A 22317-nucleotide genomic window follows, 5' to 3' on the forward strand; every position below is an offset into this window, starting at 1 on the left:
CGCCTCCCTACGCCTGCGCGCGTGCGGTGAACCTGCCGTCGGGACGCTTGTGCAGCCAGCCGCGGTCGGCGAGCTTGGTCATCTTCGCCCGCAGCGGCTCCAGCTTGCCGGACACCGAGGCGTCCAGGCCCAGCCGTTCGCCGACCGCCCTGACCTGCACCGGGCCGTCGGCCTCCCGCACGATCGCCAGGACCTTACGGTAGTCGCCGGGCAGCGCGCCCTCATCGGCCGCGTCGCTGCGGTGCGGGATGAGCAGAACCGCCCGCCCGGCCACCTGCGCCGCTACCGGAGCGACAGCCTGGCGTCGGCTTGGACCTGCTCAGCCAGGCGGTTCAACACCCGCTCCCCGATCGCCAGTTCGTCCCGCTCGACCTGGACTTCCTGAAGTTGCTTGGCCAACTCCTCGGCGAGGGCGTCCAGTTCGCTCCGGCGAGCGGTGATCCACTGCCGCTCCTGCATCCCGGGCCCTCCCGCGATCTCGTGGCGTGCCGACATGCCGACGGATCCTAGGCGGGAGCAAGCCGCGGGCGCAGCCGAACCAGGCATCCCACCGAAACCGGACCCACTCAATGATCTACACCAAGGCCATTGGCCGCCGACCGGCGCGAGTACCCCACTCGTATTCACACCAGACCCGCGACCTGCGGCTTCGCGATGTACACCGCTCATTGGTGATCAAGATCAGTCATACGCCCATGCTGGCGCCTTACTTCGTACCACTCCACTCCACCTTTCCAACTCCCCTACAGCGAAGCTAAGACAGAAATTGATCACTCAAGCAGCGGATGGACAAAGGTCACGATATGAGTGACCTCTCCACTCTCCGAAACCTCCTCAGAGAACACGAACCTACCGTGCATGCTGCCGTCCACTGCCAGCGATGATGGGGAGTCTTCCACCCTTGCCCCTCGATCGAATCCAGGGGCCTTCCGGGTAGCGATTTCATCAATCATCGCGCCGAGGTCCAAGGAGGGAGCACTGTCGACCCAGGTCTCAGTCCACCCTCCTTGAGGGAAGTCTCTCGGATCTCCAGAGCGTAGGTGCTGGCGCATCGACTCCAATACACAATCCTCGACAGTGCGAGCAGCCTCCCGATTCGGAACGAGGCACCGATCAATCAGGACGCCGCCCCGAGAGATGTGGGCAGCGACGCGGTCATACACCCTCGGCTCGCTATGCGTGATTCCGACCTTGATCAGCCCAAGGGGTAGAAAGTGGATCAGATATACCCAGTGAGGGAGATCCGGGTCGATGCCCTCTGCGCACCGCAAGCAAGGAGGGGCGCCAGCAGCCAGCGCGCAGATGGAGACCTTCCTGCTCGCACCACAGTCGGGCTCAGCACAGTGCGCAGAGACTGGATCCGATAGCTTCGCATACCCGTCGTGCTCTCGAATCAATCCGAACTTGCCATAGAACTCGTTTTGCCAACCAGCGAACTTTGACGTGAAACATGTATAGCAATGCGTCCATGGCTTACTCGAACTCGAAAGTATGTGGACGGCGTTGAAGGTGTTCGGGGCAGCACAGAGTAAGCACACGACATCGATCGACTCCCAAACTTCCCCGATACGGCTGACCATTTGACTCTCGGGAAGCGTCCTCCCAGACCCATCCACCATCTCAAAACCTGCTTCGCGGACCATTCGGGCCACGTCGCTCTGGTCCATCAGCCAGTGCTCTGGGTCCCGCGCCAGACCGTCCTCATACATGCGGCGACCGACGCACCAGTTGCAGAGTTCAACACTTCGCGATTGGATCTCCTTGTACGGAATCGCCCCTGGCCTGCCACAGGTCTGGCACCGGTAGTTCCTCGGGGCCCTAGGAGATACGAACGTCCCCTCTGGATCTACCTTAAGTGCACGGTAGATCGCATCGATACACTCAACACAGCGTCCTGGCTTGCCTTTGCGATTGGCACTCTCATTCTTGCCACACCTGGAACAGGGTCGGACTGTCATGGGGCCCCCTTCAGCACGATTGCCTCTACGAGGCTACGGGCGGGCACTGACAACGGGCCGGGGTAGCCATCCTCACCTCTCAGCGATCCCTTCACCGCGCGCGGTCAGCTCACAGGGGGCATCGCGGACGGATGACCTTGTCGGTGGACTACCGCCCCGGACCTACCCGAGCCTCCCGACGCCTACGCACACCAGGCCATCTGACGTGCATTTTTCATGATGCACAGGGCCCATTGAGGACTTTCTCGCATGCAGCGTCACCGACAGAGGCAGCCGCCCGTCCCTTGCGTTCCGTACCGCTGCTCCCCGTGCATCTTCCCGGCGTAGGCTCCGAACGCTCGGAACCGCCCTGGGCATCACCGCGGTGGCTGAGGACCGGCCGATGCTCCTTCCGTATGCTCGTTGATCCAGGCCAGGCCGCCGATGTCGAGGCGGTGCCGGGTACGGGTGACGGCTACGTAGGCCAAGCAGGCCTCCTTGTCGTCGATCCGGCGGACGGTTGCCTGCCCCGTGCGGTGCGGCGGCCCGTCGGAGGGTGGGGTGAAGTCGTCGGCGATCTTCACCTGTGCCCATTCCCGGCCTTTGGCCTTGTGCGCGGTGGAGACGGTTACCTCGGCCTGGTCTTCGGGCGCGAGATGCGCCACGGCGGCCAGGATGGCGTCCGCGCCGTGGGTGTCGACCAGGTCGACCAGGGGTTGCAGATCGCGGCCGGCGGGGTCGTAGGCGGCGTAGTCCTGCAGATCGCCCCAGGTGGTGAACAGCACCAGTTCGGGGTGGGTGGTGCGGCGTCCTTCTTTGAGGTCGCGGGCTGCCAGGGCCAGAGCGCGCAGGCTGTCTCCTCCCCCGGCCAGCGCCACCCGGTGTCCGTCGGACAGCAGCTCCATGACCTGGGCCATGGCGCCGACGTTGGTACGGCACAGGACCGCGTCGGGCCGGGTGACGGGGCCGAGTTCGGTGGGCACGGCGTCGGCGCCGGTGAGACGGATGGGGGCGTCAGCCAGGTGCAGCCAGCGGTTGGCTTCCTCAGCGAGGCGGGGGCCGAAGCGGAAGGACCGGGACAGGGCGAGCTGGGTGCCGTCGAAGCCGGCCATGACGTCTTTGGCGCCGCGCCAGTGGTAGATGGCCTGGGCGGAGTCGCCGACCATGACCAGCTGGGCGTGGTCGCGTTGGGTGAGGAAGATCTTCTCGACGACGGGGTTGGTGTCCTGGGCCTCGTCCAGGAGCAGGAAGTCGGCGTCGATCTTCGGCTGGGTGAGGGCCCAGATCTTGAGGTAGTGGTCGTGGTCGAAGCGGACGGCGCCCTCGTCGGGGTGCTGCAGGTCCAGCCACGCCTTGCGGGCGAACGGGACGAGGTGGGCGGCGAGTTCTGCGTGCAGGCTGGGCTCTTCCAGGCCGCGCAGCTGGGGGACGTGGTGGCGGGTGATCGTCGCGTCGGCCGTGTGGCAGAAGCGGGCCACGGTGCGCAGGGTGACATAGGAGAGGGTCTTTTGGGACAGGTCGCGGTCGCCGACACGGATGGCTTTGGTGATGCCGAGGGCTTGGCCGGTCTGCCAGGCGGGGCGGCGGGGGGCGCCCAGGCGGCTGGTGTAGCGGTGGCCGACGGCGGCGTAGGCCAGTGCGTGGGCGGTCTTGCACAGGACGCTTTTGGGGAAGCGCCTGGTGGCGTCCTGGGCGATGGCCCGGTTGTAGGCGAGGTAGCGGCCGCGGCGCTGGGTGGCGTGGGCGAGCTGGGTCAGGGTGGTGGTCTTGCCGGTGCCCGCGCCGGCTTGCAGGGACAGGTGTTCGCCGGCATGGAAGGCGTCGGCTGCGGCGGCCTGTTCGTCGGTCGGGTTCAGCACGGCGCGGCTCCGGAGGTGCGGGTCAGGCAGTGCCCGACGGCCGCGATGAGATGGGCTGGGGTGGTGTGGGCAAGCAGGTGCTGCAGGGCTCGTTCGAGGCGGTCGGCCTCGGCGGCGGCGTGCTGGGCAAGGTCCTGGTGAACGGCCAGCTCCAGGAAGCGCTGGGGTGTTTGTGCTGCTCGGTCGGCCGCTGCCCTGAGGGCGGTGTGTGCGGCGGACGCGAAGGCCACGTTGAGGAGGATCTTGCCGCTTCGGTCGGGGTAGTGCGTGGTGATGACGTCGACGGGCAGCCGTGTGCCGATCTGGCGGCGCAGTCGGGTGATGGCCTTTCGAGGGGTCGTGGCGCGTACGACGGTCATGAGCCGGGTGGCGTCGCGGTCGGGGGCGAGCCGCATCGTGCGGGCGGCGTGTTGAAGTTCGGCCGTGGTGAGGGGCCGGGTCAGGGTGATTTCCAGGGCGTGGTGCGCCATCGTCACGCCTGGTCGCCGGGGGCATGCGGGAGGCGGGTGCGGATGTGGGCTGCGTGCAGGAGGGGGTCGAAGACCTGCCATCCGGCCAGGGCGAGGTCGGCGGCGTTCGGCGCTGCGGCATGGGCGGGGCAGTGCTGGGTGCGCCAGCGCAGCTGCTCGCCGTACGGCAGGCGGCTGAGGTCGTAGACGGCCATCGGTCCGGTGGGCAGGGTGAGTTGGCCGCGCTGGGGGCCGGCGGGCAGGAGCTTCCAGATCCCTTTGGGGGTGCCGGGAGCCAGTACGGGCAGCGGACAGCGGCGGCGGTGCCGGGTCTGGGCCACACACCGAATGTCCTCGATCGGCCGGTCGGCGAGATAGCGGCCCAGCAGCAGCTGTACGACGGGGCGGGCAGGCCGGGCGCTGCTGGCGTCCGGCTCGGGCGGGGGCGGCGCGGCCGGAGCGAAAACCCCTGAGTCGATCAGGCGGCGGGATCGGACGCCGAGTCGGCGGCGCATCTCCTCGACGTGGGAGGTCAGGCGGAGCGTCGGGATGCGGGCCGGGCAGAGCACGGCGTGCGGGATGCGGCACCAGGCGCTGCCGTCACCGTGCGGGTGGGCGATGCCGCAGCTCAGGTGCCAGCGGCAGGAAACGGGGACGAGGGCAGCGGCCAGTTCGGCGGGGTGCAGGGCGATGGGGCGCTGGTCTGTGCGCTGGTAGAAGTCGATGGGGTTGCCGCACGCGCGGCAGCGGCTGCTCTGGCCGGTGCGCAGCAGGCGGCTGGGGCTGGTGGCGGCCACGCGCAGCGGGCGTCGGGGCCGGGTGTCGCGGGGGCTGCCGTCCCAGCGGCATGCGGTGGAGGTGGAGTTGGGGCACATGGCGGTGAAGGTGCCAGGCGGCGCGCCGCCGCACCGGGACGGCTGCTCACGGTGTCCTGCGGATGGCGCAATCCCGGGGAACGCCCGCACGAGTGAGCGAACCTGCGATCGAGGACGGGTCGCCTGTTCAGGTGATGTCGCACCGGGGCGAGGGAGGCGCCTGACGGGCGGTTCACAGTTGCGGCGTGCCGGGTGGGGCGTGGTCTGCGCAGAGGGAGCCGAGGAGCTCGTCGATGGGGACGCCGAGGGCGTGGGCGAGGGCGTGCCAGGTGGTGACGCTGCCGGTGGTGCGGCCGTGTTCCAGGTCGATGAGGGTGCGCCGGGCCAGACCGCTGCGGCGGGCGAGTTCGTCGAAGGTCCAGTTGCGCTCGACCCTCAGGCGCGCGAGCGTCACGCGCAGCGCGGCGAGGTCGGGGTCGAGCGGCAAGATCGTCACCCCACCATCCGACGGTGCAGAACCCTGCCCTGTCAGTGCAGACCTCTGCACTATTTGCTAGGGAAGGGGTGACGTCGGCGGTGCGGGGATCGGCGCTGCGGAGCGCTCAGCTCCCGGCCTCCGGCGTCTGTGACGCACCCGTTCGACGGCCCGCAGATCGGAGGACAGCGAGCCCGATGACGCTCTCCACGCACGAGACGGTGCAGCGCATCTGGACGGTTCAGCTGCACCCGCAGCCGGGCGGGCCGCTGCTGAGCTGCCCGCAATGCACGCTGCACGGCTACCGGCTGCAGGCCGCCTCAGCCCGTTCCGTCGCCCTGACGCACCTGGCCCGTCACGCCCGACGCGACGTGCTGCCCGGGCATTTGCGGACCTGTCAGTGCCGGGCCCGGAACTGCTCCTGGCACCCGCGCCACCGCGGCTGCGCCGGCCCCGTGCTCCTGGCGCTGACCTGCGACCGCAGCGGCCGCGTGTGGCGGCTGGCGGACGCATGCGCCGCCTGCGCGGCCGCCACCACCAACACCGCCGTCGTACCCGACACCTTGCTCGTCTCCACACGCCCGCGGCCGGCCGGTGCGGCAGCCCGGCGCACTCGTCCCCCGCACGGACCGGGCGAGCGGCAGCGTGTCCGGGAAATGCTCACCTACCTCGGGGTGGCGCTGCCCCGCTTCTCCTCCTCCGCCGCCCGGCTGCTGGCCCTGCAGTGCGCCCTGCGCGCCGACGGCCGAGGCCGCGTCCGGCTCCCCAGCGGTCTTCTGCGCAGCATGCGGCTGCACGGCCGTGCGGAACTGTGGAGCGAACTGGAACATGCCGGGTGGCTGCGCTGTTCCGTTCCGCGGCGTCCCCACGTGGAAGCGCGTCTGCTCGATGCGGACATGCAGACCCAGACATCCGGTCGCGGCGCCCGCGCCCGCGCGGCGCACTGGGCCCTGCACCCTGTTCCGCTGGTCGCGCCGCGCGGGATGTCTCCCGCGGTGCAGCTCACCGCTCTGATCCTGGCAGCTCACACGTCTGACAGCTTCGGCAGTGCGGAACTCGACGTGCTTGCCCGGCTGGGCGGTCAGTCCCCGCAGCAGGTGGAGGATCTCCTTGACCAACTGGTCCGCTGCCGTCTACTTGACGCCTGGCAGCACCTCAGGGAGCACGACGAGATCACCTGGCGTCTCCTCCCCGAACGCGGCGCAACGAACAGCGCCGCACCGGGAAGGTGAGCACCTGGCAACCTTCCCGTCCCTTCCGAAACGGCGCGGAAGGCGGCGCGGCCGAGCCGCGTCCCGCCATCGTCCGGTCCCGCCACGGCGGGACGAAGAGACATACGGCAGGTGGGCCGCACCTCCCGGTCCACGGCCGCAGGAGTCAGATTCGGTCATGTTGTTTCGAGGCAGAGTGAGACGCCATGAGACGCAGGGAGACACCGGCGGACACCCATGAACGCCAATGAACGACAACGACCGCCAACACTCCTGGCCAGGAGTGTCCGAGACGGGGCACCGGGTTGTTTCGGGCTCGAGGAGGAGAGCGACACTTGCCGGTATGCCGAGCTTTCAGCAGAGGAAGGCCGTGGGCGACGCACACGAAAGGCGCGTCGCCGAAGAACTCGCCCTGCGCGGATGGAACGTCAGCCCCTGGGGCCAGGGCGTGCTGACCGAGGCGGTGCGAGTCGCCCTGCGGGGCACCGAGAGTTCGCTGCGCTGGACACCCGATCTGGTGGCCGCCAAGGACCGTCAGGTGTTTCTGATCGACTGCAAGAGCCGCATGACCAGCCGCATCACCCACCGCCACGCGGTGGAGCGGGCCGCCGTCACAGCGCACCTCCAGCTCGCCGCATGGACGCAGCTGCCGATCTGCTACGTCTTCGACAACCTCGACGTCCTCACTCCCCTGGACGTCCTCATGCTGGGCCGCACAGGTCCGCAACCCGCCGCAGGCTCAGGCTCCCCCTACCACCTGGTACCCATGAGACGCTCCCTCGCATTCGACGAGGTGTTCGGAACCATGCAGCAGCGGCACGCCCCCCAACTCGGCGCCGCCTGACCCGGTCGGCATGCAGCTGCCAGCCAGGGCGCCCCGGTCTCCTGCGCCGTGCCCATCACACCCGAGCGGTTCACCACTCGGCCCGCCGCAGCAGACCAGATGGATCAGGCCGGCGAAGGCAGTGGGCCGCCTGGTGGTCAGGGAACGGCACGGGGCGGCAGCACCCAGCAGTTCCCAGCCCGGCCTGAGGCCCCCTCACAGCTGGACGGCCCCTTGCCTTGCTCTCCGCTCTCACCCACAAGGATTCGCGTGGTTCACGTGTCCAGAGGCGCGACAGGCTGGTCCCTGCTGTTGCTTGCACACACCGTGCCGGTCCACCGGCTCACCGCTCGCGCGGCTCATGGGAAATGTGGAACCAGTCGCATAATGACGACAATTGACCACGTGCGCACATGGTCGGGCAAAGATCGGTCCCTTCTCGTTCACAGTCGCCGGGCAGCGCCGTGCGGACGCTAACGTCCCCCGGAGTGCGCACTGCTGCGGGAGGCTGGCCGTCATAGTGGAAGCGACCCCGGAACTTCTCACCCTCAGAACGAACTACGCGGCCAAGATCGATGCCGACCTGGAGCTCGTCGAAAAAGACCGCGAGCGTGTCCGTACGGAAATCGACGCGTTGCAGGATCAGCTGCACACCCTGGAGGGCAACCACGCCCTGCTGCTGAGCATGCGGGAGGCCCTGTCCGGTCACTCCCCCGCCGCCTGCCCCGAACCAGGGCCGGACCGTGCAGCCACGACCGGCAGCGGTCCTGCCGCTGCGCCCGTGTCCGACGGTGTGCCGCACACGGACGACGGTGCCGCTCCTGGTGGTCGCCGGGATGCCGGGGCACCGGATGAAACGCCGGCGGCCGCGCAGCAGGCGCCGACGCTGCGGGATCTGGTGGCCGATGAGCTGAAACGGCGGGGCGAGCCCTGTTCGTCGCACGATGTCGCCACCGCGCTGGCCCGGGCGCACCCCGGCCGAAGGATCAAGGAGCCTGCGATGCGTCACGCGCTGGAGGCGCTGGTCGAGCAGGGGCGGGCGGCGCGGTCCAAGCGCGGCTCGCGCGTCTTCTACTTCGCGGCCGGCACGGGTAAAGGCTGACCTCCGGCCGCCCGGCGGAGCGTGGTCGCTGGTTCAGGCAACTGCGTCGCGAAATGGCTGTGCGGGCGGCAGGAAGATGGGCATCGTCTCGAAGCCGAGAGCTGCCAGGCCCGCTTGCTGGCGGGGGGTCATCTGGGCGCTGTCCCTGCGCCGCCGCGCCAGCCAGGCACCGAGGTGCACGGGGTAGTCGCCGAAAACCTCTTCGGTGTGGTCCTTGGGCATGTCGAGGTGCCCGTGGCGTTGGTGGTACTGGCGTGCCGCGCGCAGGCCGCGGTTGAAGGCCCGCTCGCGCAGGCCGGTGGGACGGGTCAGCAGCATGGCGTGGGGGCGGGCGTCGGGGCAGGCGCCGACCAGGGCGGCCAGGAGATGCCTCTGCTGGGGATCGAGCAGGTGGAAGTGGGTGATCTGGCGGTCCAGCCAGCTGTCCCAGGCGGAGTCACGGCTGTCGTGGCGGTGGTAGGTGCACCGCCAGGTGGTGGTGGTCAGACGGCGTCTGATCTGCGCGTAGGTGTACTGCCAGCGCAGGCTCCAGGGCGGGTTCCAGAAGGGGTCGACGGCGTTGAGGGAGGCGATGCGGGCAGGGGCGAGCTGGCCGGTGTCGGCGCGGCGGCGCATGGTCTCCAGCCAGGCGGCCAGGCGGCGGTCGCCGCCGTGGGCGTTCTTGCCCAGGGCGAGGGTGCCGTGGCGGGCGGCGCAGGCGGTGATCTGGGCCAGGTGGTGTTCGAAGCTTTCGGGGGGATGCGGCCAGGACAGTCCCATGCTGGTGAGGGCGGCGATGCGGTCGGCCGGCAGGGCGTCTGCGGCGTAGAGAGAGCGTTGCTGGCCGATCCACTGGCCCAGGGCCAAGCCGTCGCTGGTGACGTGTTCGCTGGGGATGTTCAGGTGATGGTGGCGGGTGCGGAAGGCCTGGGCTGCCTGCAGGCCGTCGTTCCAGAAGGCGTTGTTGGGGGCCTTGTGGGTGCGCAGTTTCAGGGTGCGGGTGATCTCGCGGGCACGGTGCGGGCGAGGTGCAAGGGGTTGTGGCCGCGCTTTCAAAAAGGGGCCGAAGCGCTGGTACGCCTTGGTGTCGTAGACGGCGAGGCCGTTGAAGAAGCGCCAGAAGTCCGAGAAGGAGGAGGATTCCATGGCCTGCCGGGTGGACTGGCCGGGTGCGATGTAGACGGGGATGAAGATGGAGGCGCACTTGGCCTGGCCCGGGGGTTTGCGCAGGGCCCGGCCGATGCTCTGGGCGATGTGGTTGGGGCTGCGGCGCGGATCGGCGATCAGGATGCCGTCGGTGTCGGGGGCGTCGACGCCTTCGCTCAGCACGCGGACGCTGGCGAGTACGGCGCAGTCGTGGCTGCCGGCGGTGCTCCCTGGGCTGTGGGCGGAGAAGTGCTCGAACTCGTGGAAGATCTGCTGGCGTCGCCAGGGCGCCTGGTGGCAGTGCAGGGCGTGTGCCCAGGGGTTGCGGATGCCGGTGCGGTCGGCGAGCACGTCGGCGGTCTCGGGCAGAGAGGCGACGAAGCCGCGGGCGGCGGCGATCCGGCCGTGGAAGGACAGTACCCGGCGCGCGTCGTGCTCGGCCATGGACATCAGCAGGGCCGCCTGCATCGCGGCCAGACGTAGCCCGTCCTGATGGGGGGTGGGCAGGGGGTCGTGGAGGATGTCGCGCAGCATCCTGTCGTGGACTTCCGGCACGATGAGCTGGTAGTCGGCGAGGATGCCGCGTTCGATCGCCTCGGCCAGGTCCAGGCGGTAGACGACGGGGCCGTAGATGGTGGGGTCGTCCATCGAGGCGAGTCGTTCGATCCGGGTGCGCGCCTTCGGGTTGGGTGTGGTGCGCCAGTTGCGGGGCGTGGCGGTCATGTAGAGGCGGTGCGCGGCCGGGATGGCGCGGTCGTCGTGGATGAGCGCCCAGCGCTTGTCCCAGTCGCCGCTGGTGCGGTGGGCTTCGTCGGCCAGGGCGAAGGCCCAGGGCGGCAGGCGTTCGCCGCGGTGGGCCTCGGCGATGGTGGGCAGGGAGGCGTAGGTGGCGAAGACGGCGATGCGTCCTCCCTCGGAGACGCGGCGGGCCAGGACCCGGGCGTCTGCGGTGAGCAGCAGACGGCCGCGCAGGCTGCGGTCGTGAACGCCGGGCAGTGAGCACACGCCGATGAGCTGGTCGAAGCCGCCGTCGGCCAGCCAGCGGGCCGCGGTCTGGGTCAGGAGTTCAAGAGTCGGGACGAGGACGAGGACGGGGCCCCGCGCAGCGAAGTGCTCGGCGACGCGCTTGCCGATGAGGGTCTTGCCGGTGCCGCAGGCGGCAATGATGGTCGCGGCCGCGTGTCGCGTGCCGCTCAGGGCGTCCACTCCCGCAGCGACGGCTTCTCTTTGGTGGGGGCGCAGCTGAACACGGCCGGACATGTGACGCGCTGACTCCCTTGCCGCGGAACTCCGTGCCCGCAGGGCACCTTCACCAGCCTTTTTGCAGTGGAGAGCCTGGCAGCTTTCCTGCAAGGTCCGGCCGACGCTGATCGAAGCTGCTCTTTGTTTTCTTCGCGTGTGCGTAAGGGGTCGCCTCTGGGACCGGGTGTAGGCCAGGTGGGACCGTTTCGTGAGCCTGGGCTGCCTGCCGGGGCGGCGGCAGTTAGATGAAGCCGCGGCCGGACATCCCGGAAGGAGCGCCGTCGTGGTGGAGAAGCGGGACCAATGGCTCGGGCGGCGCCGGATGCATCTGCGGCTGCGGTTTCTGCAGGGCGAGTCCACCGGCTCGTACGTGACGCGGCTGGCTGCCCGTAACAACCGCCCTACGGAAGAGGTGCTGCGGAGCATGGGCACCGGCCCGGTGCCCGTCGATCCCCAGTACACCGAGATGTATGTCAGCCGCTATGCGCGCGAGCGGCTGGCCACCCTGGCCGGCCACACCGTCGCCGAGATGCAGGAGCGTCTGATCGGGCTGCGCGACGAATTCCTCATGCCCAAGAACGCCAAGGACGACTGGGAATGGCCCTGGGACGCGCGGGCCGGCTACATCGTGCAGGCCTGCTCCCTGTGTGCGGCGCGCCGCAGCACCCGCTCGCCCGCCTGGCTGATCCTTCCCGACCCTTGGCAGGTGTGCCTGCGCCACCAGCGCTGGACGGACAACTCCCGCAGCACCGACCCCCCCTACGTCGATCTGAGCGAGCTCGCGGAGGTCGTGCGCGCGCAGCAGCGCCTGAACCGGGTGCGCAAACGCCTGGGCCCTGCCGGACGGTGGGTGTTCGCGGACGCCTGTTCCATCCTCGTGCGCTCCGGGTATCTAGAGGACCCCGCGCAGACGAAGCAGTGGGGTGTCCTTGCGGCGCAGCTGGGCGAGCAGCGGGTGCGGCCCCTGGCGCAGTTCAGCCGGCTTTCGCTGCTGACCCGGGACCTGGCCTGGCTCGAGGTGCGCCGCCTGAACGGCGTACTGCGCAGCACCGAGTACCAGGACTGGCTGCCGCGGACAACGCACCGGCACGGCTACCGGTTTATCGAGCCACTGACCGTCTGGCACCGTCAGCACCGGCCTCTGCAGCGGGGCATTCCGCAGCTTTCCAGCGGGGAAGTGCCCGCAAGCGTCGACGTCCGAAGGGCGACAGGTCATGCCCTGCCCTCCCCTTTGGCGCCGGTGGAGGAACTGACATGCTTGCCGTGGGTGCGCATGCCCAACTCGATGGACCGGCTGTTTCTGTAGTCGTCCGCGCCACGTACGCCTGCTGTGGCATTGCCTGATCAGCGCCCAGCGGCTATCCAGCAGCAGGCAAACGCCGTCAAGGAAGCAAGGGCATCTGCATCCTTTCGGGTGAACCACTGCGGCTGTGTCCCACGAGGCCGCAGGAGGCCCGGAGCCTGGTGGACATCTGCCGCGCAGCACGGCACGGCGCGGCACGAGGGGAGCAGCTCGTGGACTTACAGGTGCGCTACCGCGACGACATGGGCCGCGAGCGCCTCGGCACTCCACGGGCGCTGCGCGGACTTCCGGTGGAGGAATGGCCGGTGCTGCACGAGCAGCGCGCCTACCGGGGACGGAAGTCGAAGGTGCGCCAATGGTGGTCGTCCACCACAAAGAAGGACGTCAGCTGCCGGTCCCGGGAACACGCGTATGCGGCCATGTTCCTCGACCGCGATCCGTGCATCATCTACCTGGCTGCACCGTCGCTGCAGGTCGAATGGCGCGAGGGTGAGCGTGCGGGGGTGGTGAACCCGGCGTTCATGGCACGCACCGTCGAGGGGCAGCAGATCATCTATCTGCACTCCCCCGACGGGAGGGAGCCGGACGATCAGGAATGGTCGGTGGCCCAGGCAGCCGCCGCGCAGGCGGGATGGCAGGTGGATGTCGCCCGCGCCCCGGGCGGCCAGCTGCGCCGCAATGTGTACATCGTCTCGCAGTTCCGTCACGACGAGTTCGCCGACGCCAGCGCCAGGGCCGTCCTGCTGGAGGCATTCGCCCGCCCTCTGCCGCTGAGCAGGGGCGCCGACGCGGTGGATCTTCCTCCGGGACAGGGCCGTGCCAGCAGCTGGAACTTGCTGTGGACGCAGGACCTGACGACGCACTGGGATGAGCCCCTGACCCCCGACAGCCTGGTGTGGGCGGCCGGAGCGGCAGCATGAGCGCCGTCCTTTCCCTGCCAGTCGACGCCCCGGACGCGCCGGCCGGGACGCTCCGGCCGGGAATGACGGTCCAATGGAAGACAGGCCGCTATCTGGTGGGCGCCTTGCAGGGTTCCACCGTGCACCTGGCGGCGATGGACGACGGCGGCCAGGACGCGCTGGTGGTGGTCTGCGTCCTTGTATCCGCCCCGGACTTCGCCGTGTTGAAGGCCGACGGGATGGCGCAGGAGCCGGGAGCGGTGCCGGACCTGTCCGTACTGGAGCGGCTGGATGAAGAACAGCTGAAGGACGTGCGCCGCTGGGAGGAGCACGTCCGGGAGGTGCTGACCGGCCGCCCTGTCGGCGCCCGGGACGGCGCCTTCACTGCGCGGCGCGGCTACGATCTGGCGACCACCACCCGCACCGCCCGCTACGCCCTGAAGGCGGCCGAGCTGAAGGCGGCCGGCCTGACCGGGTCGGTCGCTACCGTGCAGCGCAAATGCCTGGCCTACGAAGCACACGGGCTGCTCGGTCTGGTCGACAAGCGGTGGCTGCGCACGAGCACCGTCCACGGCAACGTCGACGAGCGGGTGGTGGCGCTGATCCAGCAGGAGGACAAAGCCCAGCGCGGCGCGTCGGCGGGCACCTTCTCCCGGCTGTACAAACGGATGCGCGCGACGCTGCGACGCGCGCATCCGGATGAGTACCGCGACCTGATGCCGGCCCGTACCACCTTCTACGACCTGCTCAAGCGGCTGGGGATCTCGGCGGAGTCGCTGAAGGCGGCGCCCGGGCGGGGCAGTGATGCCACCGCCCCGCCCGAGCCTCCCTACCATCCGGCGCCGGTGTCGTTGCTGGGCGAGCGCGTGGAGATCGACGGCACCGGGCTGGACGTCCTGGCACTCGGCGACGACGGGCGTCCCGTGGCAGTGGAGTTGACCTATGCCTTGGACGTTCTGAGCCGCAGCTTCATCGCCGGGATGATCGTTCCCAAGGCTTCGGGCCGGAAGAAGGGGCCGGGCAGCCGGCGCCGCGGCGGCCGCGGCACCAAGTCGCTGGATGCCGCGCTGCTGCTGGGTCAGGCGATGGCGCCGCTCGCGGCGCGCCCCGGCTGGTCGCCGCAGGCGCTGGCCGCCAACTCGGACCCGCCCTACGCCAAGATGCTGGCCGGCGATCCGCGGATGGCCGGTGCCGCGGCGCGGCCGGTGATCCGCCCGAAGACGGTGGTCGTCGACAACGCCAAGATCTTCAAGGCCCGGCACTTCAAGGACGTGTGCAGCATGCTGGGCATCGAGGTGGAGTCCGCCCGGGAGCGCACCCCCACCGACAAGGCGGTCATCGAACGCACCAACGCCTCGGTCAAGAGCATGTTCTCCCAGTTCGTCGCCGGCTACACCGGCAACAGCCTGGCCACGCGCGGCGACGACGTCGACAAGGAGCGGTTGTGGACACTGAACGAGCTGCAGGATTTGTGGCACGAGTGGGTGGTCACCGAATGGCAGCGGCGGCCGCACGAAGGACTGCGCTCCCCCTTCCTTCCTTCTCTGGTCCTCACCCCGAACCAGATGTATGCGGCGGCGGTCGCCGTGGAAGGCGCCGTGCCGCGGCCGGTCACACCGGATGAGAGCCGCAAGCTGCTCCTCCAGGCGAAGCGGACCGTGACCCGCGACGGCATCAAGATCGGCAACCGTACGTATGTCAGCCATCGCATCCGGGAGTTCAAGAACCGGCACACCGGCATCAAGGGACAGGGCCGGCGCTGGCCGGTCTACTACAACCCCTACGAGCCCAGCCGGGTGTGGCTGTACGACCACACGGTCGAAAAGGACCCCGCCCGCAGTCCGTGGGTGCCCTTCGATTTCAAGTGCCAGCACCTGATCCGCGACTCGTGGACCCAGTACCTGTGGGAGAAGGCCGCCGACCTCGTCGCCGGCCTCGTCGGCCGGGAAGGCGGCGAGGAAGAAATCGCCCGGGCCGTGGACGATCTCCTGGCCCGCGCACGGCGCGGCCCCTCCCCCACCTCCACCTCCGTCAAGCCGGTGGCCGCGTTCGTTCCGCAGCCCCTGGAGATCGCCGAAACACCGGCCAACCCGTATGCAGGGATCACCCGGGCCGAACCCGGCAGCGTGACGCCCGCACCGTCCCTCAACGTCGATGCCAAGGACCTCTTCCCGGGCCGCCGTGCCGCGCTGCCGGCCGCTGTGCTCGAACCCGCCGCCCCGCCGACGTCGCCGGGCCGGCCCCGGCCCCCGCGGCGCCGTCCCGCTCCGGCGGGAGCGCACAGCCTGGGCGGATCAGCCGGCGACATCTTCCGGGAACTGGCAGCGGATCCGTCCGAGCGGCCTGCGCCGCGGCCCCATCAGGACCCGCCCCCACCCAGCCAAGACCCGCAGGAGACGTGATGGACGCTGCGCGCACCGCCCCGAAACCAGCCGCCCCCGCAGCTCTCGCTGCACGGTGGTCGCCGCTGGATCCCGAACTGCTCACAGTGCGGGAGGGGTTCATGGACTTCGTGCACCGCAAACTCGAGCCGCCGGACTTGCAGGACTGCGCCCCCAAAGGCACGAAGGTCACCGACACCGACCCGCGGATGATCTACCACGGAGAGATGATCCCCGTCTCCACCCCCGATGTGACCCAGGGGCTGAAGGACGCGCGGCGCACCCTGCGTACCAACCGATTCCGCCCCACCGGAAAACGCATGAGCATGATCATCGATGGATGTGCCGGCAAGACCACGCTGCTGCTCCAGATCGGACGCGCCTACCAGGGACTACTGGAAACCGAGCGCAGGCCGGACAGCGAGTGGACCCCCGTCGTCTACATCAACGTCCCTCCGCGCCATGAAAGCAACATGGACTGGTCCCTGCCGCTCGCGGACTTCTTCGGCATGGACCACACCGTCAACATCGACAAGCGGACCTACCGCAGCACCGACATGACCGAACCGGTCATCCACGCCATGCGCGAAAGCCGTACCTCCCTGCTCCTCATCGACGGAATCGACCGCATCCACGACAGCGACCTGGCCGGTGCCTTCGACTACTTCGACTGCCTCCAGGCCCGCCTGCGCCTCTCGGTCATCTACAGCGGTCGCGGCGCCACCGACATCGTCAACGAGGGCCTGCACAACCGCCGCCGCACCGAACGGCCCCGCACCTCCGAGCAGTTCCGCAGCAGCCTGCCTGTCATACGGATCAACCCCATCCCCTTCCACGCGGGGCAGGAGGAGGGATGGCGCACCGTGCTGCGGGCCTACGACTCCAACCTCCGGCTCTACGGCCACGAGCCCGGCTCGCTCCTGGACCTCGAGGAAGAACTCCACGAGCGCACCGGCGGCTATATGGACACCCTCGACCAGCTCATCTGCCAGACCGCCCAGCAAGCCATCGAAGACGAGACCGAAGCCATCACCAAAGAAGCCCTCGACGACATGTTCGTCGGCCGCAATGACCCCGACGACGACTGACACCGCGCCGGTAAGGCGCGCCGTCCTGTGCAGCGTGCACGACCGGCCCGGCTGCTGCGGGCAGCCTGTTGCTTCGGCGTCGAACCATCGGGGCGTTGGGCGGCCCCGCATCCGTGGCGCCGCCCGACGGCCGGGATGCCGATGGTGAGAGCCCTGCCGCAGAGGCAGCCGTCGCCTGAGAGCTCTACGGTGCGGCTGGCCAGCCACCGGTGAACGGTGACGTGCTCTGGCGCCCCCGTTCTGAGCACCCGAGCTTCTTTCGGCGTCTCATCCGACAGAGCGGAAGAGCTGCAGCTGCACCGGCTCGATGCGGCCGAGGCGGCATGCCCAGGCTGCGCCCTCCCAACGGCCTGCCCGGGGAGCGAAGATCACCGCAATGACGCTGTGGAAGCCCAGTTCCGGATCGTTGAGAAGTTTCCTGTAGGTGGCGGCGTCGCGAGCGCTGGGGATGGGGCGGCTGGCGGGGTGGGTGTGCCATTCGCCGACCCAGACGCTGCCGTCACTCGCGAATGCCTCGTCGGCCAGTGCCTGGGCGTGTGCCAGGTCGCGGAGGAAGTAGGTAGGGGTGCGCACGGCGGCAGGTCCGGGGGTTCCGGCGTGGTGGACGGTGACGATGTCGTGGGTGTGGTGGCCCAGCAGGATGCCTCCGGTCTCCGTGGTGTGGTCGGCCGTGCGCAGTTCGGTGGTGACGATTCGTGTGGCCGGGGCGGTGAGGTGCACGGCGGTGACGGGCTGCTGGGTCATGGGGCTTCGCAGGTGGGGCAGCCGGATCTCGGTGGTGTGGCGGGAAGCCAGCGCAGCTCGGCGGTGTGGCCGAGGTCGAAGGGTGGGGCCCAGTCGGGTTGGCGACGCAGGCCGAGCAGGGCATGCTCTCCCGGCAGTCGCTGGTCGGGGTGTCCGGCACGTTGGAGGACGGTGGCGACGGCGGTTTTGGCTGCAAGCTGGGCCACCAGATGCAGGTCGGAGCCGACGGCGGTCATCGGCCGGTGGCGGGTGCCGGTGCCGTACCCGGCGTCCAGGGCGGGCTCGGGGTCGAGGCCACCTGCCTCGGCGAGGGTCCGGCGTCTGCAGGTGAGGCAGCCGTGCTGGGGCCAGGGGCGCAGTCGCAGGATTTCGCCGAGGGCGCCGTCCTGCAGGACGCACGCGAACACTGCGGTGAGGCCGGCGCGGCGGGCCAAGTGGCCGGTGACGCGGCGCGGGGCTACTCCGTCTGCCATGCATACGACGAGGTGGGTGTCCGCGAGGAGGGCCCGGATGTGGTCGGCGTGCTCGATGACGTCGAGGGCAAGAGCGCTGACGGTGGTGTCGGGGCGCAGTGCGGCGAGTTCCTCGGCGAGGGCGGTGACTTTGTGCCGGCCGATGTGTCGGCGGGCGCTGGTGTGCCGGACGAGGTTGTGCCAGTCGAGGCGGTCGGGGTCGACGAGGGTGAGATGGCCGACGCCGTAGCCGGCCAGAGCGTGGGCGGTGGCCGAGCCGATGCTCCCCGCTCCGACCAGCATGATGCGGGTGTTCTGCAGTTCCTTTACGGGCCAGTGACCGCCGAGTTGCCGAATCCCGGTGGTTTCGGGCTCAGCCGACGCCTCGATGGGCTGGAAGCCCGCGCGGGTGACGTGCCAGGCGACGAGGTCGGGCAGACCGCTTTCGGGGAAGGCGTCCTTCACGCCGGGGGCGTGGGTGATGGCCACATAGCCGCCGTCGCCCGGCGTCTTGAAACCGCTGGGCACCGCGTCCTTGAACGCGTCCAGCTTCATGGATGTGCCCCGCCGTGCCCGCAGGAGGTACCAGAGCGCATGCAGTTCACTGTTGGCCTGGTACCAGTAGCCGGTAGGACGGGAGTCGCAGCCAGCGAGCAGGCGAGGGGCAGGGGGCGGCGGGTCGACCGAGATGATGGAGCCGCCGCCCTCGGAGATGCCGCCCACCACCGCTAGGTCGTCCGGATGGCTGATACGCAACGACAGTCGGCCCCACGCGCCCGAGGCGCGGAGTGTGGTCGCGGCGTCCTGTGGGATGAGGATCAGCACGAGGGACCGTCCTGTCCGCCGGTGTCCAGCTCAGGGTGGTCAGTGGTGTCCTCGGGTGACGGGGGCTGGGCCAGGAAGTGGTCGAGGCGATCGTCGGTGACGATGCCGCTGCCGGTCATCTGCTCGATCGTCTGGTGTTTCATCAACGCGTACTCGATCCGCCAGCCGGCGGCCTTCAGCAACAGATCGACAACCGACTCGCGGCCCGTCCATACGTCGTCCCGCAGAAGGCACAGGCTGGCGTCGCCGTTGACGTGCCAGCGGTGCTGGGTCCATTCAAACGGTTCGGGCAGTGGATCCACGGGAACGAGCCGGGGCGCCACCATGGGGTAGGCCTGGCTGTACTCCAGACGCACAAGGAGCCCTTCCTCGCCGATCCAGGCGGTGAGATGCTCGGGCTCGGGCCTCTCGAAAGGCCAGCGGGGCAGCCTGCCCTCCCAACTCCCTGCTCCGGCCTCGTTCCAGACGAGGCCGGGGAACTGAGCGGTGATCTCCGCATGGTCACGGTGCAGTCGGCGCGGTTCGCACGTCCACCAGGTGTGGTGCGTGCGGCCGTTGGGCGTGTGTGCGGTCGTCATCCCTGAGGTGCGTCCTTGATGGGCCGCGGAGTGATGAGCGCGGGTGTCCCGGTGATCAGTGAGGCTGGCTTGGCCGGAGCGGCAGGGGCCGGGAAGTCGTCGCCGAAGATCTTTTGCCACAGCCGCAGCGCGTTGTCGGTGTCTCCCTCGGCAGCAGCAACGCAGGCCCGCTCCGCGAGGTCTGCTGCGTCGGCGAAGGCATCGGACAGACCTGCATGGTCCAGGTCCGGCTGGATCTGACCACACAGCCCCGCCGGGTCCCACACGCCCTCGTGGACGCGGACCGCGGCGGCGGTGAAGAACGTCTTCAGTGCCTGGGAGCGGTTGCCGGACCTGGGCATGCAGTTGAGGGCGAGGACCTCCATGACGAGAGACTTGATGCCTCCCTGGACCGGGGCGGTGAGCCGCCACTGTTTGAGGACCCTGACCAGAGGCCGGAAGTGCGGCCAGTCCCGCTGGTGATCGGCGACTTGGCCGATGAGGTATTCCGGGTTGGCCGGCACCCACCGGGTGTTCAGCTTTTCGGGGATGAGCAGCGAGCCGTCCTCCTGGCGCAGGGCGGCCATGACGTCGACGGTGAAGGCCTCCGGGTCCTCGGGGTCGTCCAGGAAGCACTTGACTGCGTGATTGCGCACGAGAGTGTGCCGGACCTCGTTGGCGTGGGTGCCGTTGGTCTGGCTCAGCAGCCGGTTGACCTGGGTGCGGACGTGCTCGAGAGCGTCCTGGGCGCTCGGGCCGTCGTTCCCCCACTCGGGGTGCTCGTCGGGGTCGTAGACGATCACGACATCGACGTCGTGGATGGGCTTGAGCTGCGTGCTGCGGCTCAGAGAACCCGAGCCGAACGTCTCCACGACGTCCGGCTCGCTCAACAGCGCGGTTTTGAACAGGTCCCTGCGCTCGCGGGCCAGTCTGGTTTTGTCTATGTCTTCGTTGACGGTCTTCTGGAACGCGTCGAATGCGTCGTCGATCCCCATGCGGTGTGCCTCCTCGGGCGCGTCGTCCAGCCCGGGTGCACGCCGCGGCCGCCGACCCCGGGCTGGGGCGCGGCGGCCACAAACAGGCATCTATGGCTGCTCGTTCACCACAGTAAGACCCACCACTGACAAACCCTCCTGCACCAGGACTAGTTGATCATTTACGGCAGCGGCCATCCGCATCGGAGCCGCGTGCTTGATGCAGGTGAGAGGGACCGTCTGAGCTGCTGCCTCGCATCGAGGACCCGCCGGGCCGGGCCCAGGACCGATGCAAACCTCGGCTAACGGCAGGGGGACGAGACAGCCGGCCAGGGAAGACACACTCCTCGCATCGCCGGCGGGCATACCCCGAAGGGACAGCCCGGGGGGCGGGCTCAGCGTCTGGGCGGGACCGCTGCGGTGGAGGGGCTGTTGTTCTTCCACGGCCCGCTGCCGGTCGCCGTCGCGCTGGGCTGGCTCACGGCCCGCGACCGCCTCGCCCGGCTCCACCATGACATGCGCTTGGCACGCGCCACCACGACGCCTCCGGCGGCGGGACCGTAGGGGCTTAGCGAGCCCTCATGCGTCGATGACGAAGGCCTTCTCATACACCTGCTGTGCGTTGACGTCCTCGTACACGGTGGTGGGGCGCAGCCGGTTCCACCGGTTGCCCAGCAGCAGGGCCAGGCCCATGGGGCCGGCCTGGAAGAGGTGGATCGCGGGATGTGCGCGGCAGGCACGGCGCAGCAGGTCCCGGATACCGACGGCCAACGCGCTGGCCGTCGCGGCATCCGGGATGGAGTTGTCCTTCGCCCCTCCGGGCGGGCGCAAGACCAGCAGCCGGGAGACGGGCACCCGATGCTCGCGCAAAAAGTCCAGCACGTCCTGCGTGGGGTCCGTGGCGACCGCGACGGCCACGGCGAGATCCGTTCCAAGGTCAAGGGTGTGCTCATCGACGGCTGGCGTCAGCGGAGAGTCGTACGCTGCGGTGGATGACCACAGCTGTTCACGCTGAGCCACGGCAAGGTCGGAGCCGGCCACCATGCGGAAGGCGGCACCGACCACGAAAGCGGGTGCCAGACGCAGGCTGCCGGTGACAGCGACCGTGGTGGTGCCCGGCGGCATCCGGTACGGCGCGGCCTCAATGTCCGCCTGCAACTGCGCCCAGGTGGCCGGGGCCAGCGGACGCCGCTTCACATACGGTGAGGCTCCCTCAAAGCGATCCACCCAGTCCAATGCGTAATCGGCGTCCTCCGCCATGGGATCCGGCTTCAGGGTGGCGATGGACAGCACCGGACGCGATGAGCCGGCTTCCAGGCCCAGGGCCCGGATCGCCTCCCTGATATCCGCCAGGGACAGGCGGCGCTGCCCGTCGGCGGCTTGACGGGCCACCCAGTCCGCGCCGGAGTGCATGGCCTCCTCGCTGAACCGCAGCCCTGCGGCGAACATCAGCATCTGCAAGTGCTCATGCAGATGCATCACGTCTCGTGCCAGGTCGAAGCGCAGCACTTTCAGCAAGTCCAGCAGCCTGTCCTCACTCAGCCCGGCACCATCGGCCCAACGCCTGCGTGCCTGACCCTTCTTCGAGCCCGGGCCCTGTTGCGCCGCCTTCGGAACCAGAAGCTGAGTGCGGGAGTCCCTCAGCGAGATCAGCGGGTCTTCCGCATCCGGGGACCGGTTGCTCAGCAACGCGAGATCGACCGGAGTGCCGCCCTCGGTGAGCTTCTCCCAGGCTTGCGCCATCTTCCGCAGGATCGACGGGCCGCCGCGATCGCTGAGCTTGAGCAGGTAGTCACCGTTGACCGGGGTAGAGCTGTCCGCGGCGTACTTGACCTGCATGTAGGTGTGCGGCGGCACCTGCCGGTACAAGACGACATCGTCCAAGTTCCCCGCGTCGTCGACCTCGACGCCCACCGCCACCACCGGGTTGGACGCACGCAGCGCCGCATCCCGGACAGCGGCGACACACCCCTGCCACGCAGCCAGCCACTGATAGCGGTCACCAGCAATACGGACACCCGTCGAGCTCGGGGCAGGCAGGTCTCGCACTGAAACG

21 protein-coding genes are annotated in these 22317 nt (G+C 69.3%); 8 read left to right on the top strand and 13 right to left on the bottom strand.

The window, feature by feature from the left end:
- Positions 1-7: 7 nt before the first annotated feature.
- The 7 genes from ACZ51I_RS29190 to ACZ51I_RS29220 form a co-directional block, all read right to left on the bottom strand.
- Positions 8-274 carry a hypothetical protein gene (locus ACZ51I_RS29190; protein ID WP_468881735.1) on the bottom strand — a complete coding sequence of 89 codons (267 nt, stop codon included), beginning with the start codon at positions 272-274 and terminating at the stop codon, positions 8-10.
- 8 nt (positions 275-282) lie between these two features.
- Positions 283-495 (bottom strand): hypothetical protein, encoded by a 213-nt coding sequence (locus tag ACZ51I_RS29195; protein WP_468881737.1) that lies wholly within the window; start codon positions 493-495, stop codon positions 283-285.
- A 275-nt stretch (positions 496-770) separates the two neighbouring features.
- The gene (locus ACZ51I_RS29200) at positions 771-1667 is read right to left on the bottom strand and encodes a hypothetical protein (protein WP_468881740.1); all 897 of its coding nucleotides are present in this window, start codon (positions 1665-1667) and stop codon (positions 771-773) included.
- A gap of 647 nt (positions 1668-2314) precedes the next feature.
- Positions 2315-3793: a UvrD-helicase domain-containing protein gene (locus tag ACZ51I_RS29205; protein WP_468881979.1), complete on the bottom strand. Its 1479-nt coding sequence runs from the start codon at positions 3791-3793 to the stop codon at positions 2315-2317.
- Positions 3790-4272 (bottom strand): hypothetical protein, encoded by a 483-nt coding sequence (locus ACZ51I_RS29210; protein ID WP_468881742.1) that lies wholly within the window; start codon positions 4270-4272, stop codon positions 3790-3792. Before ACZ51I_RS29210 ends, ACZ51I_RS29205 begins: the two co-directional genes overlap by 4 nt.
- Positions 4269-5120 (bottom strand): DUF6083 domain-containing protein, encoded by an 852-nt coding sequence (locus ACZ51I_RS29215; protein ID WP_468881744.1) that lies wholly within the window; start codon positions 5118-5120, stop codon positions 4269-4271. The genes ACZ51I_RS29210 and ACZ51I_RS29215 overlap by 4 nt, the downstream gene beginning before the upstream one ends.
- 172 nt (positions 5121-5292) lie before the next feature.
- A complete protein-coding gene (locus ACZ51I_RS29220) occupies positions 5293-5556 on the bottom strand; it encodes a helix-turn-helix transcriptional regulator (protein WP_468881747.1) in 264 nt (87 codons plus the stop codon).
- A gap of 176 nt (positions 5557-5732) precedes the next feature.
- Here ACZ51I_RS29220 and ACZ51I_RS29225 point away from each other — a divergent pair, with 176 nt between their 5' ends.
- The 3 genes from ACZ51I_RS29225 (at position 5733) to ACZ51I_RS29235 (ending at position 8671) form a co-directional block, all read left to right on the top strand.
- Positions 5733-6767, top strand: a complete 1035-nt coding sequence (locus ACZ51I_RS29225; RefSeq protein WP_468881750.1) for a hypothetical protein — start codon at positions 5733-5735, stop codon at positions 6765-6767.
- A gap of 349 nt (positions 6768-7116) precedes the next feature.
- On the top strand, positions 7117-7590 hold the full coding sequence (locus ACZ51I_RS29230) for a hypothetical protein (protein WP_364710353.1): 474 nt from the start codon (positions 7117-7119) through the stop codon (positions 7588-7590).
- Between the two features lie 499 nt (positions 7591-8089).
- Positions 8090-8671, top strand: a complete 582-nt coding sequence (locus tag ACZ51I_RS29235) for a hypothetical protein (protein WP_358484736.1) — start codon at positions 8090-8092, stop codon at positions 8669-8671.
- Positions 8672-8704: 33 nt separating this feature from the next.
- Here the strand turns inward: ACZ51I_RS29235 and ACZ51I_RS29240 are convergent, their stop codons facing one another.
- Complete coding sequence (locus ACZ51I_RS29240) at positions 8705-11056, bottom strand: helicase associated domain-containing protein (protein WP_468881753.1); 2352 nt, start codon at positions 11054-11056, stop codon at positions 8705-8707.
- Between the two features lie 265 nt (positions 11057-11321).
- Here ACZ51I_RS29240 and ACZ51I_RS29245 point away from each other — a divergent pair, with 265 nt between their 5' ends.
- The 4 genes from ACZ51I_RS29245 (at position 11322) to ACZ51I_RS29260 (ending at position 16709) form a co-directional block, all read left to right on the top strand.
- Complete coding sequence (locus ACZ51I_RS29245) at positions 11322-12344, top strand: TniQ family protein (protein WP_468881755.1); 1023 nt, start codon at positions 11322-11324, stop codon at positions 12342-12344.
- 209 nt (positions 12345-12553) lie between these two features.
- Positions 12554-13261: a hypothetical protein gene (locus ACZ51I_RS29250; RefSeq protein ID WP_468881758.1), complete on the top strand. Its 708-nt coding sequence runs from the start codon at positions 12554-12556 to the stop codon at positions 13259-13261.
- Positions 13258-15642 (top strand): Mu transposase C-terminal domain-containing protein, encoded by a 2385-nt coding sequence (locus ACZ51I_RS29255; RefSeq protein ID WP_468881761.1) that lies wholly within the window; start codon positions 13258-13260, stop codon positions 15640-15642. Before ACZ51I_RS29250 ends, ACZ51I_RS29255 begins: the two co-directional genes overlap by 4 nt.
- 101 nt (positions 15643-15743) lie before the next feature.
- Complete coding sequence (locus tag ACZ51I_RS29260) at positions 15744-16709, top strand: ATP-binding protein (protein WP_277738966.1); 966 nt, start codon at positions 15744-15746, stop codon at positions 16707-16709.
- A 267-nt stretch (positions 16710-16976) separates the two neighbouring features.
- Here ACZ51I_RS29260 and ACZ51I_RS29265 read toward each other — a convergent pair whose 3' ends face one another.
- The 4 genes from ACZ51I_RS29265 to ACZ51I_RS29280 are packed head-to-tail and all read right to left on the bottom strand — an operon-like array spanning position 16977 to position 20282.
- Positions 16977-17453: a Mov34/MPN/PAD-1 family protein gene (locus ACZ51I_RS29265; RefSeq protein WP_468881763.1), complete on the bottom strand. Its 477-nt coding sequence runs from the start codon at positions 17451-17453 to the stop codon at positions 16977-16979.
- Positions 17450-18730, bottom strand: coding sequence for a HesA/MoeB/ThiF family protein (locus ACZ51I_RS29270; protein WP_468881766.1), 1281 nt, complete (start codon positions 18728-18730; stop codon positions 17450-17452). Before ACZ51I_RS29270 ends, ACZ51I_RS29265 begins: the two co-directional genes overlap by 4 nt.
- A complete protein-coding gene (locus ACZ51I_RS29275) occupies positions 18724-19308 on the bottom strand; it encodes a ubiquitin-conjugating enzyme family protein (protein WP_361017946.1) in 585 nt (194 codons plus the stop codon). Before ACZ51I_RS29275 ends, ACZ51I_RS29270 begins: the two co-directional genes overlap by 7 nt.
- The gene (locus ACZ51I_RS29280) at positions 19305-20282 is read right to left on the bottom strand and encodes an SMODS domain-containing nucleotidyltransferase (RefSeq protein ID WP_391718208.1); all 978 of its coding nucleotides are present in this window, start codon (positions 20280-20282) and stop codon (positions 19305-19307) included. Before ACZ51I_RS29280 ends, ACZ51I_RS29275 begins: the two co-directional genes overlap by 4 nt.
- Before the next feature lie 399 nt (positions 20283-20681).
- Here ACZ51I_RS29280 and ACZ51I_RS29285 point away from each other — a divergent pair, with 399 nt between their 5' ends.
- Complete coding sequence (locus tag ACZ51I_RS29285) at positions 20682-20825, top strand: hypothetical protein (RefSeq protein WP_468881768.1); 144 nt, start codon at positions 20682-20684, stop codon at positions 20823-20825.
- Between the two features lie 15 nt (positions 20826-20840).
- Here ACZ51I_RS29285 and ACZ51I_RS29290 read toward each other — a convergent pair whose 3' ends face one another.
- A complete protein-coding gene (locus ACZ51I_RS29290) occupies positions 20841-22310 on the bottom strand; it encodes an SAVED domain-containing protein (RefSeq protein ID WP_468881770.1) in 1470 nt (489 codons plus the stop codon).
- Between the last annotated feature and the right edge of the window lie 7 nt (positions 22311-22317).

The organism is Streptomyces sp. NPDC034084, assembly GCF_055575535.1.